16 protein-coding genes and 1 other annotated feature are annotated in these 17,095 nt (G+C 56.6%); of the genes, 11 read left to right on the forward strand and 5 right to left on the reverse strand.

The window, feature by feature from the left end; all coding sequences use genetic code 11:
* Window positions 1–184: 184 nt before the first annotated feature.
* A complete protein-coding gene (gene topA, locus ACOTX4_RS12275) occupies window positions 185–2,782 on the reverse strand; it encodes a type I DNA topoisomerase (protein WP_045333127.1) in 2,598 nt (865 codons plus the stop codon).
* A 398-nt stretch (window positions 2,783–3,180) separates the two neighbouring features.
* Here topA and ACOTX4_RS12280 point away from each other — a divergent pair, with 398 nt between their 5' ends.
* Window positions 3,181–3,432: a YciN family protein gene (locus ACOTX4_RS12280; RefSeq protein ID WP_003856804.1), complete on the forward strand. Its 252-nt coding sequence runs from the start codon at window positions 3,181–3,183 to the stop codon at window positions 3,430–3,432.
* Window positions 3,433–3,467: 35 nt separating this feature from the next.
* Here ACOTX4_RS12280 and sohB read toward each other — a convergent pair whose 3' ends face one another.
* The gene (gene sohB, locus ACOTX4_RS12285) at window positions 3,468–4,514 is read right to left on the reverse strand and encodes a protease SohB (protein ID WP_421635388.1); all 1,047 of its coding nucleotides are present in this window, start codon (window positions 4,512–4,514) and stop codon (window positions 3,468–3,470) included.
* A 252-nt stretch (window positions 4,515–4,766) separates the two neighbouring features.
* Here sohB and ACOTX4_RS12290 point away from each other — a divergent pair, with 252 nt between their 5' ends.
* Window positions 4,767–5,528, forward strand: coding sequence for a YciK family oxidoreductase (locus tag ACOTX4_RS12290; RefSeq protein WP_017384219.1), 762 nt, complete (start codon window positions 4,767–4,769; stop codon window positions 5,526–5,528).
* On the forward strand, window positions 5,525–6,115 hold the full coding sequence (cobO, locus tag ACOTX4_RS12295) for a cob(I)yrinic acid a,c-diamide adenosyltransferase (protein WP_003856796.1): 591 nt from the start codon (window positions 5,525–5,527) through the stop codon (window positions 6,113–6,115). The genes ACOTX4_RS12290 and cobO overlap by 4 nt, the downstream gene beginning before the upstream one ends.
* Window positions 6,116–6,151: 36 nt before the next feature.
* Here cobO and rluB read toward each other — a convergent pair whose 3' ends face one another.
* The 3 genes from rluB to rnm all read right to left on the reverse strand — a co-directional run bounded on the left by rluB (window position 6,152) and on the right by rnm (window position 8,635).
* Window positions 6,152–7,027, reverse strand: a complete 876-nt coding sequence (gene rluB / locus ACOTX4_RS12300) for a 23S rRNA pseudouridine(2605) synthase RluB (RefSeq protein ID WP_032658649.1) — start codon at window positions 7,025–7,027, stop codon at window positions 6,152–6,154.
* A 97-nt stretch (window positions 7,028–7,124) separates the two neighbouring features.
* Entirely contained in the window at window positions 7,125–7,745 is a 621-nt protein-coding gene (locus ACOTX4_RS12305) for an L-threonylcarbamoyladenylate synthase (protein ID WP_003856793.1), read from the reverse strand.
* The gene (gene rnm / locus ACOTX4_RS12310; RefSeq protein ID WP_023314252.1) at window positions 7,742–8,635 is read right to left on the reverse strand and encodes an RNase RNM; all 894 of its coding nucleotides are present in this window, start codon (window positions 8,633–8,635) and stop codon (window positions 7,742–7,744) included. Before rnm ends, ACOTX4_RS12305 begins: the two co-directional genes overlap by 4 nt.
* Window positions 8,636–8,762: 127 nt before the next feature.
* On the opposite strand from rnm, the gene trpL reads away from it, so the two are divergent.
* The 8 genes from trpL (at window position 8,763) to yedF (ending at window position 17,050) form a co-directional block, all read left to right on the forward strand.
* A complete protein-coding gene (gene trpL, locus ACOTX4_RS12315; RefSeq protein ID WP_071524153.1) occupies window positions 8,763–8,807 on the forward strand; it encodes a trp operon leader peptide in 45 nt (14 codons plus the stop codon).
* Window positions 8,784–8,878: a sequence feature (Trp leader region), on the forward strand. It overlaps the preceding gene by 24 nt.
* Before the next feature lie 23 nt (window positions 8,879–8,901).
* Window positions 8,902–10,464 (forward strand): anthranilate synthase component 1, encoded by a 1,563-nt coding sequence (locus ACOTX4_RS12320; RefSeq protein WP_022651355.1) that lies wholly within the window; start codon window positions 8,902–8,904, stop codon window positions 10,462–10,464.
* Window positions 10,464–12,059: a bifunctional anthranilate synthase glutamate amidotransferase component TrpG/anthranilate phosphoribosyltransferase TrpD gene (gene trpD, locus ACOTX4_RS12325; RefSeq protein ID WP_032609354.1), complete on the forward strand. Its 1,596-nt coding sequence runs from the start codon at window positions 10,464–10,466 to the stop codon at window positions 12,057–12,059. Before ACOTX4_RS12320 ends, trpD begins: the two co-directional genes overlap by 1 nt.
* A gap of 3 nt (window positions 12,060–12,062) precedes the next feature.
* Complete coding sequence (trpCF, locus tag ACOTX4_RS12330) at window positions 12,063–13,421, forward strand: bifunctional indole-3-glycerol-phosphate synthase TrpC/phosphoribosylanthranilate isomerase TrpF (RefSeq protein ID WP_003856781.1); 1,359 nt, start codon at window positions 12,063–12,065, stop codon at window positions 13,419–13,421.
* 10 nt (window positions 13,422–13,431) lie between these two features.
* Window positions 13,432–14,625 carry a tryptophan synthase subunit beta gene (gene trpB / locus ACOTX4_RS12335; RefSeq protein ID WP_003856780.1) on the forward strand — a complete coding sequence of 398 codons (1,194 nt, stop codon included), beginning with the start codon at window positions 13,432–13,434 and terminating at the stop codon, window positions 14,623–14,625.
* Window positions 14,625–15,434: a tryptophan synthase subunit alpha gene (gene trpA / locus ACOTX4_RS12340; RefSeq protein ID WP_032609356.1), complete on the forward strand. Its 810-nt coding sequence runs from the start codon at window positions 14,625–14,627 to the stop codon at window positions 15,432–15,434. Before trpB ends, trpA begins: the two co-directional genes overlap by 1 nt.
* A 174-nt stretch (window positions 15,435–15,608) precedes the next feature.
* Window positions 15,609–16,820, forward strand: coding sequence for a selenium metabolism membrane protein YedE/FdhT (gene yedE, locus ACOTX4_RS12345; protein WP_045333128.1), 1,212 nt, complete (start codon window positions 15,609–15,611; stop codon window positions 16,818–16,820).
* Window positions 16,817–17,050: a sulfurtransferase-like selenium metabolism protein YedF gene (gene yedF, locus ACOTX4_RS12350; RefSeq protein WP_003856774.1), complete on the forward strand. Its 234-nt coding sequence runs from the start codon at window positions 16,817–16,819 to the stop codon at window positions 17,048–17,050. Before yedE ends, yedF begins: the two co-directional genes overlap by 4 nt.
* The last annotated feature ends 45 nt before the right edge of the window (window positions 17,051–17,095 follow it).

Consider the following 17,095-nt stretch of genomic DNA (forward strand, 5'->3'; position numbering starts at 1 on the left):
CAGACCATCCGATTTAGCGCATGCGTCAATCGCTTAAGACGATTTGATAATAAGAAACGGGTTAACTATAACCACTATATCATTTATAGCCAGGCTGTATAGTACGGAACAAAAAATAATAACTACGTAATAAAAAAGGGCCGGAAGTCCGGCCCTTTCACAGGTAAGTTACGGTAAGGAAAGATTATTTCTTGCCTTCAACCCATTTCCCGTCGACAAAGAAGGCTGACCATCCGGTCGCTTTGCCCTCTTTCTCTGCCGCCACATACTGCTGCTTCGTTTTACGGCTGAAGCGCACCACGGTTTTGTTGCCTTCCGGATCCTGCTGTGGCGCATCGGCAAGATAACGCAGTTTCTCCGGCAGACGGTCGCGGAAGCGATACAGCTCTTCTACCAGCGGCGCACGGGTTTCGCGCGATTTCGGGAAGGTGTTGGCCGCCAGGAATACCCCGGCAGCGCCGTCACGTAGCACGAAATACGCGTCTGACTTCTCACACGGCAGCTCAGGAAGCGGAACCGGATCTTCCTTCGGCGGCGCAACTTCACCGTTACGCAGGATCTTACGCGTGTTTTTACAGTCGTCGTTGGTGCATGCCATGTACTTACCGAAGCGTCCCATTTTCAGGTGCATTTCGGAACCACATTTCTCACACTCAACGATCGGACCGTCATAGCCCTTAATGCGGAACTCACCTTCTTCGATCTCATAACCATCGCAGGTCGGGTTATTGCCACAAACGTGCAGTTTGCGTTTTGGATCGATCAGGTAGCTGTCCATCGCCGTGCCGCATTTCTTACAGCGGCGTTTGGCGCGCAGTGCGTTAGTCTCCGCATCGTCCCCTTCCAGCACGTTGAGAACTTCGTTCTCCGGCACGAGGTTGATGGTGGTTTTGCAACGCTCTTTCGGTGACAGCGCATAACCAGAGCAACCGAGGAACACGCCCGTGGTCGCGGTACGGATCCCCATTTTACGGCCACAGGTTGGGCAGTCGATGCTCGTCAGTACCATCTGGTTAGGCAGCATGCCGCCCTCTTCAGGATCTTTCTCGGCTTTCTCAAGCTGATTGGTAAAATCGCTGAAGAAGCTGTCGAGAACTTTCTTCCACTCTGCCTTATGGCTGGCAACCTCATCGAGGCTGTCTTCCATCTGCGCGGTGAAGTCATAGTTCATCAACTCGCGGAAGTTCGCTTCCAGACGGTCGGTGACAATCTCCCCCATTTTTTCAGCATAGAAACGACGGTTCTCAACGCGAACGTATCCACGATCCTGAATGGTCGAAATGATTGACGCATAGGTGGATGGGCGACCGATGCCGCGTTTTTCCAGCTCTTTCACCAGCGATGCTTCGCTGAAGCGCGCAGGTGGCTTGGTGAAGTGCTGAGCCGGGACCAGATCAACCAGCGACAGCTCGTCACCTTTGTTGACTGAAGGCAGCGTTCTGTCTTCATCACCTTTACGCAGCGCAGGCATCACTTTTGTCCAGCCGTCGAAGCGCAGAATACGGCCGCGCGCTTTCAGGCGGAAATCACCCGCGCCGACGGTCAGCGTGGTGGAGTCGTATTTCGCTGGCGTCATCTGGCAGGCTACGAACTGGCGCCAGATCAGCTGATACAGCTTCTGGGCGTCCGCTTCCATATCTTTCAGCGATTCTGCCAGAACGGAAACGTCAGAAGGTCGAATCGCTTCGTGCGCTTCCTGAGAATTCTCTTTGCTGGCGTACTGATTAGGACTGTCCGGCAGATATTTCTTACCGAAGTTGTCCTCGATATAGCCGCGCACCATGTTGACAGCGTCCTGGCTCAGGTTGGTGGAGTCAGTACGCATGTAGGTGATGTAACCCGCTTCATACAAACGCTGGGCCATCATCATGGTTTTCTTCACGCCGTAACCCAGACGCGTACTCGCCGCCTGCTGAAGCGTTGACGTGATAAACGGTGCGCCAGGCTTGCTGCTGGTCGGTTTGTCTTCACGATCCAGAACCTGATAACGCGCTTTTTCCAGCAGCGCCACGGCGGCCATGGTCTGATCGCGATTTTCAGGACGGAACGGTTTGTCGTTGTGGTGGCTCACCTGCAACGGCAGCGCATCGCCGCCCGGCGTGGTGACATTCGCATCCACTTCCCAGAACTCTTCCGGGACGAACGCTTTGATCTCGCGTTCACGCTCAACAACAAGACGAACAGCAACAGACTGCACACGCCCCGCAGACAGGCCGCGAGCGACCTTTTTCCACAGCAACGGCGAGACCATGTAGCCTACAACGCGGTCCATAAAGCGACGCGCCTGCTGAGCGTTAACACGGTCGATATTCAGTTCACCCGGCTTATCAAACGCCTGACGAATCGCATTCTTTGTAATTTCGTTGAACACTACACGGCTGTAGCGTTTGTCATCACCCCCGATCACTTCCCGCAGGTGCCATGCGATGGCCTCCCCTTCGCGGTCAAGGTCGGTTGCGAGATAAATGTGGTCTGCTTTTTCAGCAAGCTGTTTCAGCTCGTTAACGACTTTTTCTTTGCCTGGCAGCACTTCGTAATGTGCATCCCAGTTGTGCCATGGGTTAACACCCATGCGGTTGACAAGCGCGCTACGTTCATCCTTTTTAGGCTTTTTAGCCCCTTTGGTGGAGGTAGAGTCTGCGCTCTTTTTGCTGGCTGAGCCACTGGTCGGCAAGTCGCGAATGTGACCAACGCTGGACTTAACCACGTAGTCATTGCCCAGATATTTATTGATCGTTTTGGCTTTTGCCGGGGACTCAACGATGACGAGAGCTTTACCCATATTCACCTTTACCTAATTTAATTCTTCCAGGAATACGCCGCACGTTGATTTCCCTTCCGCTGACGACGAGCCATTGATATTGCGACGTCGTCAGGGGATATCAACCCCTATGTGTTACCGAACGTCAGAATGGCGACATCCAGGTCATTGAGTTTTCGGGTATTTTTCTCACATCAAAGTTCATTCGTGACGAATTCCCGGTCGAATGTCAAGCAATTCTGTTGCCAGAATGACGAAAGCGCACACTGTACCTGATAAAATTCGTTACGCAACTTTATTAGCATGCAAAAGCAAATCCCGCCAGCCAGCCCCTGTTCCTTATCCCCTCGGATAACAGGGAAAATTTGCCCCCGAAGCGACCCAGGCGTAGACTATTGTCACTGTTTAAGGAGTGGAATATGCAGAATACGACCCAACCCATTGACCGAGCTTCACTGCTTATCGAAGCAAACAAACTCATTCGCGACCATGAAGACACCCTGGCGGGGATTGAAGCGACTGGCGTGGAACAACGTAATGGCGTGCTGGTGTTCAGCGGTGAATACTTCCTTGATGAACAAGGATTACCCACCCCAAAAAGCACCGCCGTATTTAACATGTTTAAATACCTGGCGCATACCCTCTCAGAGAAGTACCACCTGGTCGATTAAAACGAAAACGCGAGGCATCTGCCTCGCGTTTTTCTTTACAACAGCGGCTTTTGTCCGCGCTGCAACCAGCGTAGCAGCAGGCGATCCGCGCTTTCTGCCGCGCTATTGGTAAAACGGTCGAGCAGGCGCTTACGTCGGGTGAAGCGCACCCCCACCAGCTCACGGCCGTCCATCAGGTTGAGCAGGAGGTCGTCGCTGGTACCCACTTCATCCACCAGCTCTTTCTCCTGCGCCTGCGTGCCGTACCAGTGTTCGCCCGTAGCCACCTGCTCAATGTCCAGCGTTGGGCGCATGCGGTGCACGAAATCTTTGAACAGATGGTGGGTTTCGTTCAGATCTTCCCGGAACTTCTGCCGTCCCTCTTCGGTATTTTCGCCGAGCAGCGTCAGCGTACGTTTGTACTGGCCCGCCGTATGCAGTTCAATGTCGATCTCTTTGTTTTTCAGGAAACGATTGAAGTTAGGGATCTGCGCGACTACCCCAATCGAGCCGATAATGGAGAACGGTGCCGCGACGATTTTATCCGCCACGCACGCCATCATATAGCCGCCACTCGCCGCGACCTTATCTACCGCCACGGTGAGCGGGATCTGTTTATCCCGCAGACGTTGTAACTGCGAAGCCGCCAGTCCATACCCATGCACTACGCCACCCGGGCTTTCAAGGCGTACCACCACCTGATCCTGGGCTGTCGCCACGGCCAGCACCGCCGTCACTTCTTCACGCAGTGAGGAGACTTCATGCGCATCCATGCTACCTTTAAAATCGAGCACATAGACGCGCGGTTTTGCGTCAGCCTGTGGCGTGGCGAGTTTAGCTTTCGCCTTCGCAGCTTTGGCGTCCTGCTTATGTTTTTTCTTCTGGGCTTTTAGCCACAGCTTCTGTTGATGATCGTCAAGCAGCGCCAGAGACATCTCCTCCTGCATCTCTTTATACTGTTCGCTCAGGCGGGTAATGCGTAACTCACCACGCTGACGCTTACGCTGCGTCAGGTTGACTATCAGGACGGCAATCACCGCGACAGCTATAACCACCGTCGCGATTTTGGCCAAAAACAACCCATACTGAGAAAGTAATTCCACGCGTTCCACCTTGATTTAACCACGAATCTTTCACGCCAGTGTACAACAGCCCTGCGCAGGCGTCTCGCTCTGGACATTACCTCTGCGAGGCGGCTTCAGGAATCCCCCGTTTCTGGTTTAAATCTTTGCAAATTGTTAATTTCCCAGCGATCTGTCCTGTAGACTGATTGAATTCTGACGCTGTTTCGGGCATAAAGCCGAAAAGTCATAAATAAAGGTGCAAGTCACGCCCAATGCGCCTGAGGAGCCACCGTGCATTATCAGCCACAAAAAAACCTTCTACAGAACCGCATCATTCTGGTTACCGGTGCCAGCGACGGGATTGGTCGCGAAGCGGCGCTGACCTATTCTGAATACGGTGCGAGCCTTATTCTGCTGGGACGTAATGAAGAAAAGCTCAAGGCCGTCGCCCGTGAAATCGAAAACGCCGGCGGTACCCCCACGCCCTGGTATACGCTCGATCTGCTGACCTGTACGCCAGCGTCATGTCAGGCCCTTGCCCAGCGTATCAGCACGCATTATCCGCGTCTGGATGGCGTACTGCACAACGCGGGGTTACTGGGCGAAGTGCGCCCGATGGATGAACAGGATCCGGAGATTTGGCAGCAGGTGATGCAGGTTAACGTCAACGGGACGTTCTTCCTGACCCAGGCCTTGCTTCCTTTATTACTCAACTCCGATTCCGGCTCGCTGGTCTTTACCTCCTCCAGCGTGGGGCGTCAGGGGCGTGCGAACTGGGGGGCTTACGCCGTCTCAAAATTTGCCACCGAAGGAATGATGCAGGTGCTGGCCGAAGAGTACCAAAGCCGCCACCTGCGGGTTAACTGTATTAACCCGGGCGGTACACGCACCAAAATGCGTGCCAGCGCCTTCCCGACAGAAGATCCGCAAAAGCTTAAAACCCCGGCCGATATTATGCCTCTTTACCTGTGGCTGATGGGTGACGACAGCCGTCGTAAAACCGGAATGACATTCGATGCCCAGCCAGGCCGCAAACCGGGGATATCGCAATGAGTGAAGATCGGCATCAGCAGCGCCAGCAGCGTCTGAAAGAACAGGTTGATGCACGCGTGGCGGCCGCTCAGGACGAGCGTGGGATCCTCATTGTGTTTACCGGCAACGGTAAAGGCAAAACCACCGCCGCATTTGGTACCGCCACCCGCGCAGTCGGGCACGGGCAGAAAGTGGGCGTGATCCAGTTTATCAAGGGTGAATGGCCCAACGGCGAGCGTAATCTGCTCGAGCCGCATGGCGTTGAGTTTCAGGTGATGGCGACCGGTTTTACCTGGGATACCCAGAACCGGGAAACCGATACCGCAGCCTGCCTCGCCGTCTGGGAGCATGCTAAAAGGATGCTCTCTGACCCGTCGTTGAACATGGTGTTGCTGGATGAGATCACCTATATGGTCGCCTACGACTATCTGTCGCTGGAGGCCGTGCTGGCTGCCCTGAAAAACCGCCCAGCGCATCAGACGGTTATTGTCACGGGGCGCGGGTGTCATCGGGATATTCTGGAGCTGGCCGATACCGTCAGCGAGCTGCGTCCGGTTAAGCATGCGTTCGATGCGGGAATCAAAGCGCAAATTGGGATTGATTACTGAAGAAAAAAAGCCCGATGTATTCACCGGGCTTTTCAATTAACCGTTGTTATTACGGCTGCCAGAGCGGCGATTGCTGCTGACCTGGCTGTGACGCTTCACCGCACGGCGGATCTGATTCGCCTTCATGCGACGACGATCTTTCTCTACCGCCACTTTCGACGAGGTTTCTGGCGTCAGGCCAACCAGATCGCGCAGGTAGTTGGTCTGAGTCAGATCCAGTTCGGTATATCCCCCACGCGGCAGGCCTTTTGGCAGCAGGATGTCGCCGTAACGGACACGGATCAGGCGGCTAACCTGCACGCCTACCGCTTCCCAGAGACGACGCACCTCGCGGTTACGTCCCTCTGTCAGGGTAACGTTGTACCACTGGTTAATGCCTTCACCACCGGTAAACTTGATGGTTTTGAACGCCGCTGGGCCGTCCTCCAGTTGAACGCCACGCGACAGGTCGCGCAGTTTGTTTTCATCAACCTGGCCGAAAACACGAACGGCGTATTCACGTTCCACTTCACGACTCGGGTGCATCAGACGGTTTGCCAGTTCACCATCGGTGGTGAACAGCAGCAGGCCGCAGGTGTTCACGTCCAGACGTCCTACGGCGATCCAGCGGGCGCCACGCAGTTTTGGCAGACGGTCAAACACCGTCGGGCGGCCTTCCGGATCGTTGCGGGTACACAGTTCGCCTTCCGGCTTGTAGTAAGCCAGCACGCGGCAGATCTGTTCAGCAGACTCTTTCACGGAGATAAGATGGCCGTCAATGCGGATCTTCAGCCCCGGTACGATTTCAACGCGGTCACCGAGCGTGGCGATTTTACCGTCCACACTCACGCGGCCTGCTTCAATAATGGCTTCGATTTCACGGCGCGAACCGTGGCCGGCACGCGCCAGCACTTTCTGTAACTTCTCGCTCATTGAGCTTCCTCAGGTGTCGCCTTCACAGGCGTCGAATCAGGTCAAAAACAGGGCGGCGCCCTGCTTTGATGGCCGCGTAGTATATCTGCTTACACCCTTACAAGAAAGGCTTAACATCGCCCACGCCTTCACGAATGACTTCTGGCGCGTCTTCGGTGAGATCCACCACGGTGGTCGGCTGCTGGCCAAGATAGCCGCCATGGATAATCAGCTCCACCACCTTCTCCAGACGATCTTTGATCTCTTCCGGGTCGGACTCGGTAAACTCACTGCCCGGCAGCATCAGCGATGTGGAGAGCATCGGCTCGCCGAGGGTTTCCAGCAGCGCCTGGGCAATCGGGTTCGACGGCACGCGCATGCCGATGGTTTTACGTTTTTCCTGCAACAGACGACGCGGCACCTCTTTTGTCCCTTTCAGAATGAAGGTGTAGTTACCGGGCGTGTTGTTCTTAATCAGGCGAAAGGCCACGTTATCAACATAAGCGTAGGTCGACAGTTCAGAGAGATCGCGACACATCAGGGTAAAGTTGTGGCCGTCCGGCAGCTGGCGGATGCGACAGATGCGCTCCATCGCCCCTTTGTCCTCAATTTTACAGCCCAGCGCGTAGCCAGAATCGGTTGGGTAGACAATAACGCCGCCTTTGCGGACGATCTCCACGGCCTGATTAATCAGACGTGGCTGGGGGTTATCCGGATGGATATAGAAAAACTGACTCATACTTCCCTCTCTTCAATTTGCTGTGGCTGTTCCCAGAGCTGCCAGACAGGCTCAACGCCCGCGGGTAACCAGAGCTTGCGCCCCAGTTCAATCCACGCGCAGGGCTGATGGAAATCTGAACCCTGTGAGCCAAGCAGGCCAAACTGACGGGCGTAGGTCGCGAGCTGCGAACGTTCATTGGGTGCCTGCTGACACTGGGCAACTTCCATCGCCTCACCGCCGCATTCGGCAAAGTGTGCCAGCAGTCTTTTCAGCCATTTAGCAGAAAGATTATACCGCCCCGGATGGGCCAGCACGGCCTTACCGCCAGAATGATGAATCACATCAATAGCTTGTTTTATTGTACACCACTGTGGGGGAACGTATCCGGTTTTCCCGCGCGCCAGATACTTTTTAAAGACATTCGCCATGGTCGTCGCCTTACCAGCGTCCACCAGAAAACGGGCGAAATGGCCGCGCGTCACCGCCCCACCGTTCGCCAGCTTTCGCGCGCCTTCCAGCGCACCGGGAATATGCGCTTTTTCCAGACGTTCGCCAATCATCTCCGCGCGTTGATTGCGGCGTGTTTTTTGTTCTTGCAAAAAAGCACGCATGGCCGGATGTTCTGTATCGATGTTCAGGCCAACGATATGAATTTCGTGGTTTTCCCAGACCGTCGAGATCTCAACCCCGGCCACCAGATCCAGCGCCAGTCCGCTGCGGACAATCTCGGCGCGCGCGGCGGGAATGCCGTCAGTGGTATCGTGATCGGTTATTGCCAGCGTGCCGACACGCATTTCAACGGCGCGATGGACCAGGGCTTCGGGTGTCAGCAGGCCATCTGAAGCCTGCGTATGGCTGTGTAAATCATAAATTACGGCGTAGGTGGTATCGCTCAAAGCACTTCCCATAACAGGTTGGAGACATCCGAAGCCCCTATGATACCGACTAACCGTGAAATACTGAAATCAGGGGTTGACAACACGCCATCGAACTAGTTAACTAGTACGCAAGTTCACACGAGAAAGGTATCTGAAAATGACAGCACATTTCGCTCTGCACGGTTGGTGGCGTACTTCCTGATCTTCGGGCAGTGTCACGCGTCTGCGATAAGCAAACAGATACCCAGCCCGCTACCCAGCGGGCTTTTTTTTGAACAGAATATGAGAACAACAACATGCAAACAGCCAAACCCCACCTCGAACTGCTGACCTGCGAGGCGGCCTATCGCCATAACCCTACCGCGCTGTTTCATCAGGTGTGCGGTGCACGTCCTGCGACGCTGCTGCTGGAATCTGCTGATATCGACAGCAAGGACGATCTCAAAAGCCTGCTGCTGGTTGACAGCGCGCTGCGCATTACCGCAGCGGGTGATACTGTCACTATTAAGGCGTTATCTGAGAATGGCGCGTCGCTGCTGCCGCTGCTGGATGCGGCTCTGCCTTCAGGTATTGAAAATGAGCGTCATCCGGACCTGAGAATTCTGCATTTCCCACCGGTAAGCCAGCTGCTGGATGAGGATGCCCGCCTCTGCTCGCTCTCCGTTTTTGACGCCTTCCGTCTGCTGCAAAATTTGGTGGCCGTACCGGAAGATGAGCGCGAAGCAATGTTCTTTGGCGGGCTGTTTGCTTACGACCTGGTTGCTGGCTTTGAAGATTTACCCCAAACCGAGCAGGGTAACCGCTGCCCGGACTACTGCTTCTACCTGGCCGAAACCCTGCTGGTGATCGACCATCAGAAAAAATACACCCGCATCCAGGCCAGCCTGTTCACGCCGTCTGCGTCTGAGAAAAATCGCCTCGCGCAGCGCATCGCCCAACTGCAACAGCAGATGTCGGAAGCACCGCCCGCGCTCCCGGTGCAGCGTGTTGAAAAGATGACCTGCGAGGTGAGTCAGACCGACGATCAGTACGGCGCGGTGGTGCGTCAGATGCAAAAAGCGATTCGTGCCGGGGAGATATTCCAGGTGGTGCCGTCCCGTCGCTTCTCACTGCCCTGCCCGTCGCCGCTGGCGGCTTACGATGTGCTGAAAAAGAGCAACCCAAGCCCGTACATGTTCTTTATGCAGGACAATGATTTCACCCTGTTTGGCGCGTCGCCGGAAAGCTCCCTCAAGTACGACGCCACCAGCCGCCAGATTGAGATCTACCCGATAGCGGGAACCCGCCCACGCGGCCGTCGTGCCGATGGCTCCCTGGACCGCGATCTCGACAGCCGCATTGAACTGGAAATGCGTACCGACCATAAAGAGCTCTCCGAACACCTGATGCTGGTTGACCTGGCGCGTAACGATCTGGCACGCATTTGCACGCCTGGCAGCCGCTACGTGGCGGACCTGACCAAAGTCGACCGCTACTCCTTCGTCATGCATCTGGTCTCCCGCGTGGTGGGTGAGCTGCGCCACGACCTCGACGTCCTGCACGCCTACCGCGCCTGCATGAACATGGGCACGTTGAGCGGCGCGCCGAAAGTCCGCGCCATGCAGCTGATTGCCGAAGCTGAAGGCCGCCGTCGCGGCAGCTACGGTGGTGCCGTGGGCTATTTCACCGCTCACGGTGACCTCGATACCTGCATCGTGATCCGCTCCGCCTACGTTGAGGACGGCATTGCCACCGTCCAGGCCGGGGCCGGAATTGTGCTGGATTCTGTTCCGCAGTCGGAAGCCGACGAAACCCGCAGTAAAGCGCGCGCGGTACTGCGCGCCATTGCTACCGCACACCATGCACAGGAGATTTTCTGATGGCTGACATTCTGCTGCTCGATAATATCGACTCCTTTACCTACAACCTGGCAGATCAGCTGCGTGCGAATGGTCACAATGTCGTTATCTATCGCAACCACGTTCCGGCCCAGACGCTGATTGACCGTCTGGCGACCATGCAAAACCCGGTGCTGATGCTCTCCCCGGGCCCAGGCGCACCGAGCGAAGCAGGCTGTATGCCTGAGCTGTTGACCCGTATGCGCGGCAAGCTGCCGATTATCGGCATCTGCCTTGGCCATCAGGCGATTGTCGAAGCCTACGGCGGTTACGTGGGTCAGGCGGGGGAGATCCTGCATGGCAAAGCGTCAAGCATTGAACATGACGGTCAGGCGATGTTTGCCGGGCTGCCGAACCCGCTTCCGGTAGCGCGTTACCACTCGCTGGTTGGCAGCAACATTCCGGCCGGGCTGACCATTAACGCCTCGTTTGAAGGGATGGTGATGGCGGTGCGTCATGATGCGGATCGCGTCTGCGGGATGCAGTTCCACCCGGAATCTATCCTGACGTCCAACGGCGCGCGCCTGCTGGAGCAAACGCTCGACTGGGCGCTGCAAAAGCTGGAGCAGACCAACACCCTGCAACCGATTCTGGAAAAACTGTATCAGGCTCAGACCCTGAGCCAGCAGGAGAGCCACCAGCTGTTCTCCGCCGTCGTGCGCGGCGAGCTGAAGCCTGAGCAGCTGGCCGCTGCGCTGGTGAGCATGAAAGTGCGCGGCGAAAGCCCTCAGGAGATCGCCGGGGCGGCAACCGCGCTGCTGGAAAATGCCGCCCCGTTCCCGCGCCCGGACTATCCGTTTGCCGATATCGTTGGGACCGGTGGCGACGGCAGTAACAGTATCAATATTTCCACCGCCAGCGCCTTTGTGGCCGCGGCATGCGGTCTGAAAGTGGCGAAACACGGCAACCGCAGCGTGTCCAGCCGTTCCGGATCGTCCGACCTGCTGGCGGCTTTCGGTATCAACCTGGACATGAACGCCGAGCGTTCCCGTGAAGCGCTGGATGACCTGGGCGTCTGTTTCCTGTTTGCGCCGAAGTATCACACCGGTTTCCGCCACGCGATGCCGGTTCGCCAGCAGCTTAAAACCCGCACGCTGTTTAACGTGCTCGGTCCACTCATTAACCCGGCGCATCCGCCGCTGGCGCTGATTGGCGTTTACAGCCCGGAGCTGGTCCTGCCGATTGCGGAGACGCTGCGCGTCCTCGGTTACCAACGCGCCGCCGTGGTACACAGCGGCGGGATGGATGAAGTTTCCCTGCATGCGCCCACGCTGGTGGCGGAACTGAATCACGGCGAAGTGCTGAACTATCAGCTTGAGGCCGCTGACTTCGGGTTGACCCCGTACCATCAGGACGCCCTGGCGGGCGGCACGCCGGAAGAAAACCGTGACATTCTCACGCGCTTATTACAAGGTAAAGGTGAGGCCGCCCATGAGGCCGCCGTGGCGGCCAACGTAGCCATGCTGATGCGTTTACATGGCGAGGAAGATCTAAAAGCCAACGCCCAAAAAGTTCTGGACGTACTGCGCTCCGGTGCAGCTTACGATCGCGTTACCGCACTTGCGGCAAGAGGGTAAATAATGCAGACCGTTTTAGCGAAAATCGTCGCCGATAAGGCCATCTGGGTGGAAGCCCGCAAGCAACAGCAGCCGCTCGCCAGTTTTCAGAATGACGTCGTTCCGAGCAGCCGTCGTTTTTATGATGCGCTCCAGGGCGCGCGTACCGCGTTTATTCTGGAGTGTAAAAAAGCGTCTCCGTCCAAAGGCGTGATCCGTGACGATTTCGACCCGGCGCGTATTGCCGGTATCTACAAGCATCATGCGTCTGCCATTTCTGTGCTGACGGATGAGAAATATTTTCAGGGCAGCTTCGATTTTCTGCCCGTAGTCAGCGGCATCGCGCCGCAGCCGATTCTGTGCAAAGACTTTATTATCGACCCGTATCAGATCTGGCTGGCGCGCTTTTACCAGGCCGATGCCTGCCTGCTGATGCTCTCCGTGCTGGATGACGAGCAGTATCGCCAGCTCTCCGCCGTCGCGCACAGCCTGAATATGGGCGTGCTGACCGAAGTGAGCAACGAAGAGGAGCTGGAGCGCGCCATCGCGCTGGAAGCAAAAGTGGTCGGCATTAACAACCGCGACCTGCGCGACCTGTCGATTGACCTCAACCGTACGCGCCAGCTTGCGCCGCGTCTGGGCGCGGGCGTCACGGTGATCAGCGAATCCGGGATAAACAGCTACGCTCAGGTGCGCGAACTCAGCCACTTTGCCAACGGTTTCCTGATCGGCTCCGCGATGATGGAACACGACGATCTTAATGCGGCCGTGCGCCGCGTGCTGTTGGGTGAGAACAAAGTCTGCGGCCTGACCCGTGAACAGGATGCGCAGGCCGCATATGAAGCGGGCGCAATCTATGGTGGTCTGATCTTTGTTGAGTCCTCTCCTCGCGCCGTTAATGAGGAACAGGCGCGCAAGGTGATGGCGGCTGCGCCACTGAACTACGTGGGCGTGTTCCGCGATGCGGATATTAACGACGTTGCGGCTAAAGCGGACGCGTTATCCCTGAGCGCGGTTCAGCTGCATGGCGATGAAGATCAGGCGTACATCGATGCTCTGCGACATGCTCTGGCGCCTCAGGTTCAGATCTGGAAAGCGCAAAGCGTTGGCGCCACCCTGCCCGCGCGTAACCTGAAGCATGTTGATAAATACGTGCTCGACAACGGCCAGGGCGGCACGGGGCAGCGTTTCGACTGGTCACTGCTGCGTGGCGAAGTGCTGGACAATGTCCTGCTGGCGGGGGGATTAAGCCCCGATAACTGTGTGGAAGCGGCCAAAACCGGCTGCGCCGGCCTCGATTTCAATTCAGGCGTAGAGTCCCAACCGGGCATTAAAGACGCCAGCAAGCTGGCATCGGTATTTAAAACTCTGCGTGCATATTAAGGAAGAGAAGATGACGACATTACTTAACCCGTATTTTGGTGAGTTCGGTGGGATGTATGTCCCACAAATCCTGATGCCCGCGCTGCGCCAGCTGGAAGAAGCGTTCGTGAGCGCACAGAAAGATCCGGCGTTTCAGGCGGAGTTTACTGACCTGCTGAAAAACTATGCCGGTCGTCCGACGGCGCTGACAAAGTGCCGCAACCTGACCGAAGGCACTAAAACTACGCTGTATCTTAAGCGTGAAGATTTGCTGCACGGTGGCGCGCATAAAACTAACCAGGTGCTGGGCCAGGCGCTGCTCGCGAAGCGGATGGGTAAAACCGAAATCATCGCCGAAACCGGCGCGGGGCAGCACGGTGTGGCCTCAGCGCTCGCCAGCGCCCTGCTCGGCCTGAAATGCCGCATTTACATGGGGGCGAAGGACGTTGAGCGCCAGTCGCCGAACGTGTTCCGTATGCGTCTGATGGGGGCGGAAGTGATCCCGGTGCACAGCGGTTCTGCCACGCTGAAAGATGCCTGTAATGAAGCGCTGCGCGACTGGTCTGGCAGCTACGAAACCGCCCACTACATGCTCGGTACCGCCGCGGGCCCGCACCCGTTCCCGACCATCGTGCGTGAATTCCAGCGCATGATCGGCGAAGAGACTAAAGCGCAGATCCTCGAAAAAGAGGGTCGCCTGCCGGATGCGGTGATCGCCTGCGTTGGCGGCGGATCTAACGCCATCGGCATGTTTGCCGATTTTATCGACGAAACCAGCGTTGGGCTGATTGGCGTTGAGCCTGCCGGCCACGGCATTGAAACGGGCGAGCATGGTGCGCCGCTGAAGCATGGCCGCGTGGGGATCTACTTCGGCATGAAGGCCCCGATGATGCAGACTGATGAAGGGCAGATTGAGGAGTCTTACTCGATCTCTGCCGGGCTGGATTTCCCGTCCGTAGGGCCGCAGCACGCGTTCCTGAACAGCACCGGCCGCGCGGATTATGTCTCCATCACCGATGACGAAGCGCTGGAGGCCTTCAAAACGCTGTGCCGCAATGAAGGGATCATCCCGGCGCTGGAGTCTTCCCACGCGCTGGCGCACGCGCTGAAAATGATGAAGGAAAACCCGGAAAAAGAGCAGCTGCTGGTGGTAAACCTTTCCGGTCGCGGTGACAAAGATATCTTCACCGTTCACGATATTCTGAAAGCACGAGGGGAAATCTGATGGAACGCTACGACAACGCATTTGCACAACTGAAAGCGCGCCAGGAAGGCGCGTTCGTTCCCTTCGTGACGCTGGGCGACCCCGGCCCGGAGCAGTCGCTGAAGATTATCGACACCCTGATTGATGCCGGTGCCGACGCGCTGGAGCTCGGTATTCCGTTCTCCGATCCGCTGGCGGATGGCCCGACCATTCAGAACGCAACGCTACGCGCGTTTGCCGCGGGCGTGACGCCGAGCCAGTGCTTTGAAATGCTGGCGGCGATCCGTCAGAAGCACCCGACCATTCCGATCGGCCTGCTGATGTACGCCAACTTGGTGTTCAGCCGCGGTATTGATGCGTTTTACGCAGAGTGCGCCCGCGTGGGCGTTGACTCCGTGCTGGTGGCTGACGTGCCCGTTGAAGAGTCTGCGCCATTCCGTCAGGCGGCAATGCGCCACAACGTCGCGCCGATTTTCATCTGTCCACCGAATGCCGATGACGATCTGTTGCGCCAGATTGCCTCTTACGGACGAGGTTACACCTACCTGCTCTCCCGTGCGGGCGTCACCGGTGCGGAAAACAAAGCCGCGCTGCCGCTGCATCATCTGGTGGAGAAGCTTGCAGAATACCATGCTGCACCGCCGCTTCAGGGCTTTGGCATTTCCTCACCGGATCAGGTTACTGCGGCGATTGACGCGAAAGCCGCCGGGGCCATTTCGGGTTCGGCTATCGTGAAAATTATCGAGAAGAACGTGGATAAACCACAGCAGATGCTGGCTGAATTACACGCATTCGTCACATCCATGAAAGCGGCCACGCGCAAGGCGTAACCGTTAACACCGTCTGGCCCCGGCGTCAGGCGGTTTTCCCTCCTCTCTTCCTGAAAGAAGCAGGTCAAAATTGATCCTGTCGATATTTTCGGTGTGAATGACTTTCCAAACTTTCGCGTAAGCGTATGATCTGGGCTCTTTTTAGCGTTACCCTTCTGAGTTCAGAGGTTATTCATGTCATGGTATTCCTTCAAACAGACTTACCTGGTTAAGTTCTGGTCACCTGTTCCGGCCGTTATCGCGGCAGGCATTCTCTCTACCTATTATTTCGGTATTACCGGCACCTTCTGGGCTGTTACGGGCGAGTTTACCCGCTGGGGTGGGCAGCTATTACAGCTGGCAGGCGTCCATGCCGAAGAGTGGGGCTACTTCAAACTGATCCATCTTGAGGGCACACCGCTGACCCGCATCGACGGGATGATGATCATTGGCATGTTCGGCGGCTGTTTTGCGGCCGCGCTGTGGGCCAACAACGTTAAGTTGCGCTTGCCGAAAAGCCGCATCCGCATTATGCAGGCCGTGGTCGGCGGCATCATTGCCGGGTTTGGCGCTCGTCTGGCGATGGGCTGTAATCTGGCCGCGTTCTTTACCGGCATTCCGCAGTTCTCGCTGCATGCCTGGTTCTTTGCCGTCGCCACCGCCATCGGCTCCTACTTCGGTGCTAAATTCACCCTGCTGCCGCTGTTCCGCATTCCGGTGAAAATGACGAAAGTTAGCGCTGCCTCTCCGTTAACGCAAAAACCCGATCAGGCGCGTCGTCGTTTCCGCCTCGGTATGCTGGTCTTTTTTGCTATGGTTGCCTGGGCGATTTGCACGGCAATGAATCAGCCCAAACTCGGTCTGGCCATGCTGTTCGGCGTCGGCTTTGGTCTGCTGATTGAACGCGCGCAGATCTGCTTTACCTCCGCGTTTCGCGATATGTGGATCACCGGACGCACCATGATGGCGAAGGCGATCATTGCCGGCATGGCCGTGAGCGCAATTGGCATCTTCAGCTATGTTCAGCTCGGCGTGGAGCCAAAAATTATGTGGGCGGGCCCAAATGCCGTGATTGGCGGGCTGCTGTTTGGCTTTGGCATTGTGCTAGCGGGCGGGTGTGAAACCGGCTGGATGTATCGCGCTGTGGAAGGCCAGGTGCATTACTGGTGGGTGGGTCTGGGTAACGTGATTGGCTCTACCCTTCTGGCCTGCTACTGGGATGACGTCTCTCCGGTGCTGGCAACAAACTGGGACAAGGTTAACCTGCTGAAAACCTTTGGTCCACTCGGGGGGCTCCTGGTGACCTATGCCCTGCTGCTCATCGCCTTCTTACTGGTTGTTGCACAAGAGAAGCGCTTCTTCCGACGCGCCACCGCCAAAACTGAAACTCAGGAGAATGCCGCATGAAAGAGATCGTGCCTGATTATCGTCTCGATATGGTGGGTGAACCTTGCCCTTACCCGGCCGTCGCCACGCTTGAAGCGCTACCGCAGCTAAAGAAAGGTGAAATTCTGGAAGTGGTGAGCGATTGCCCCCAGTCGATCAATAACATTCCGCTTGATGCCAAAAATCACGGCTATACCGTGCTGGATATCCAGCAGGACGGACCAACCATTCGTTATTTAATTCAGAAGTGATTTCACGATCGAAAAAGGCCTCTCAGAGGCCTTTTCTAGTTTACT

The sequence above is a fragment of the Enterobacter cloacae complex sp. IR5459 genome, from assembly GCF_049238005.1.
Lineage (GTDB): Bacteria > Pseudomonadota > Gammaproteobacteria > Enterobacterales > Enterobacteriaceae > Enterobacter > Enterobacter hormaechei_C.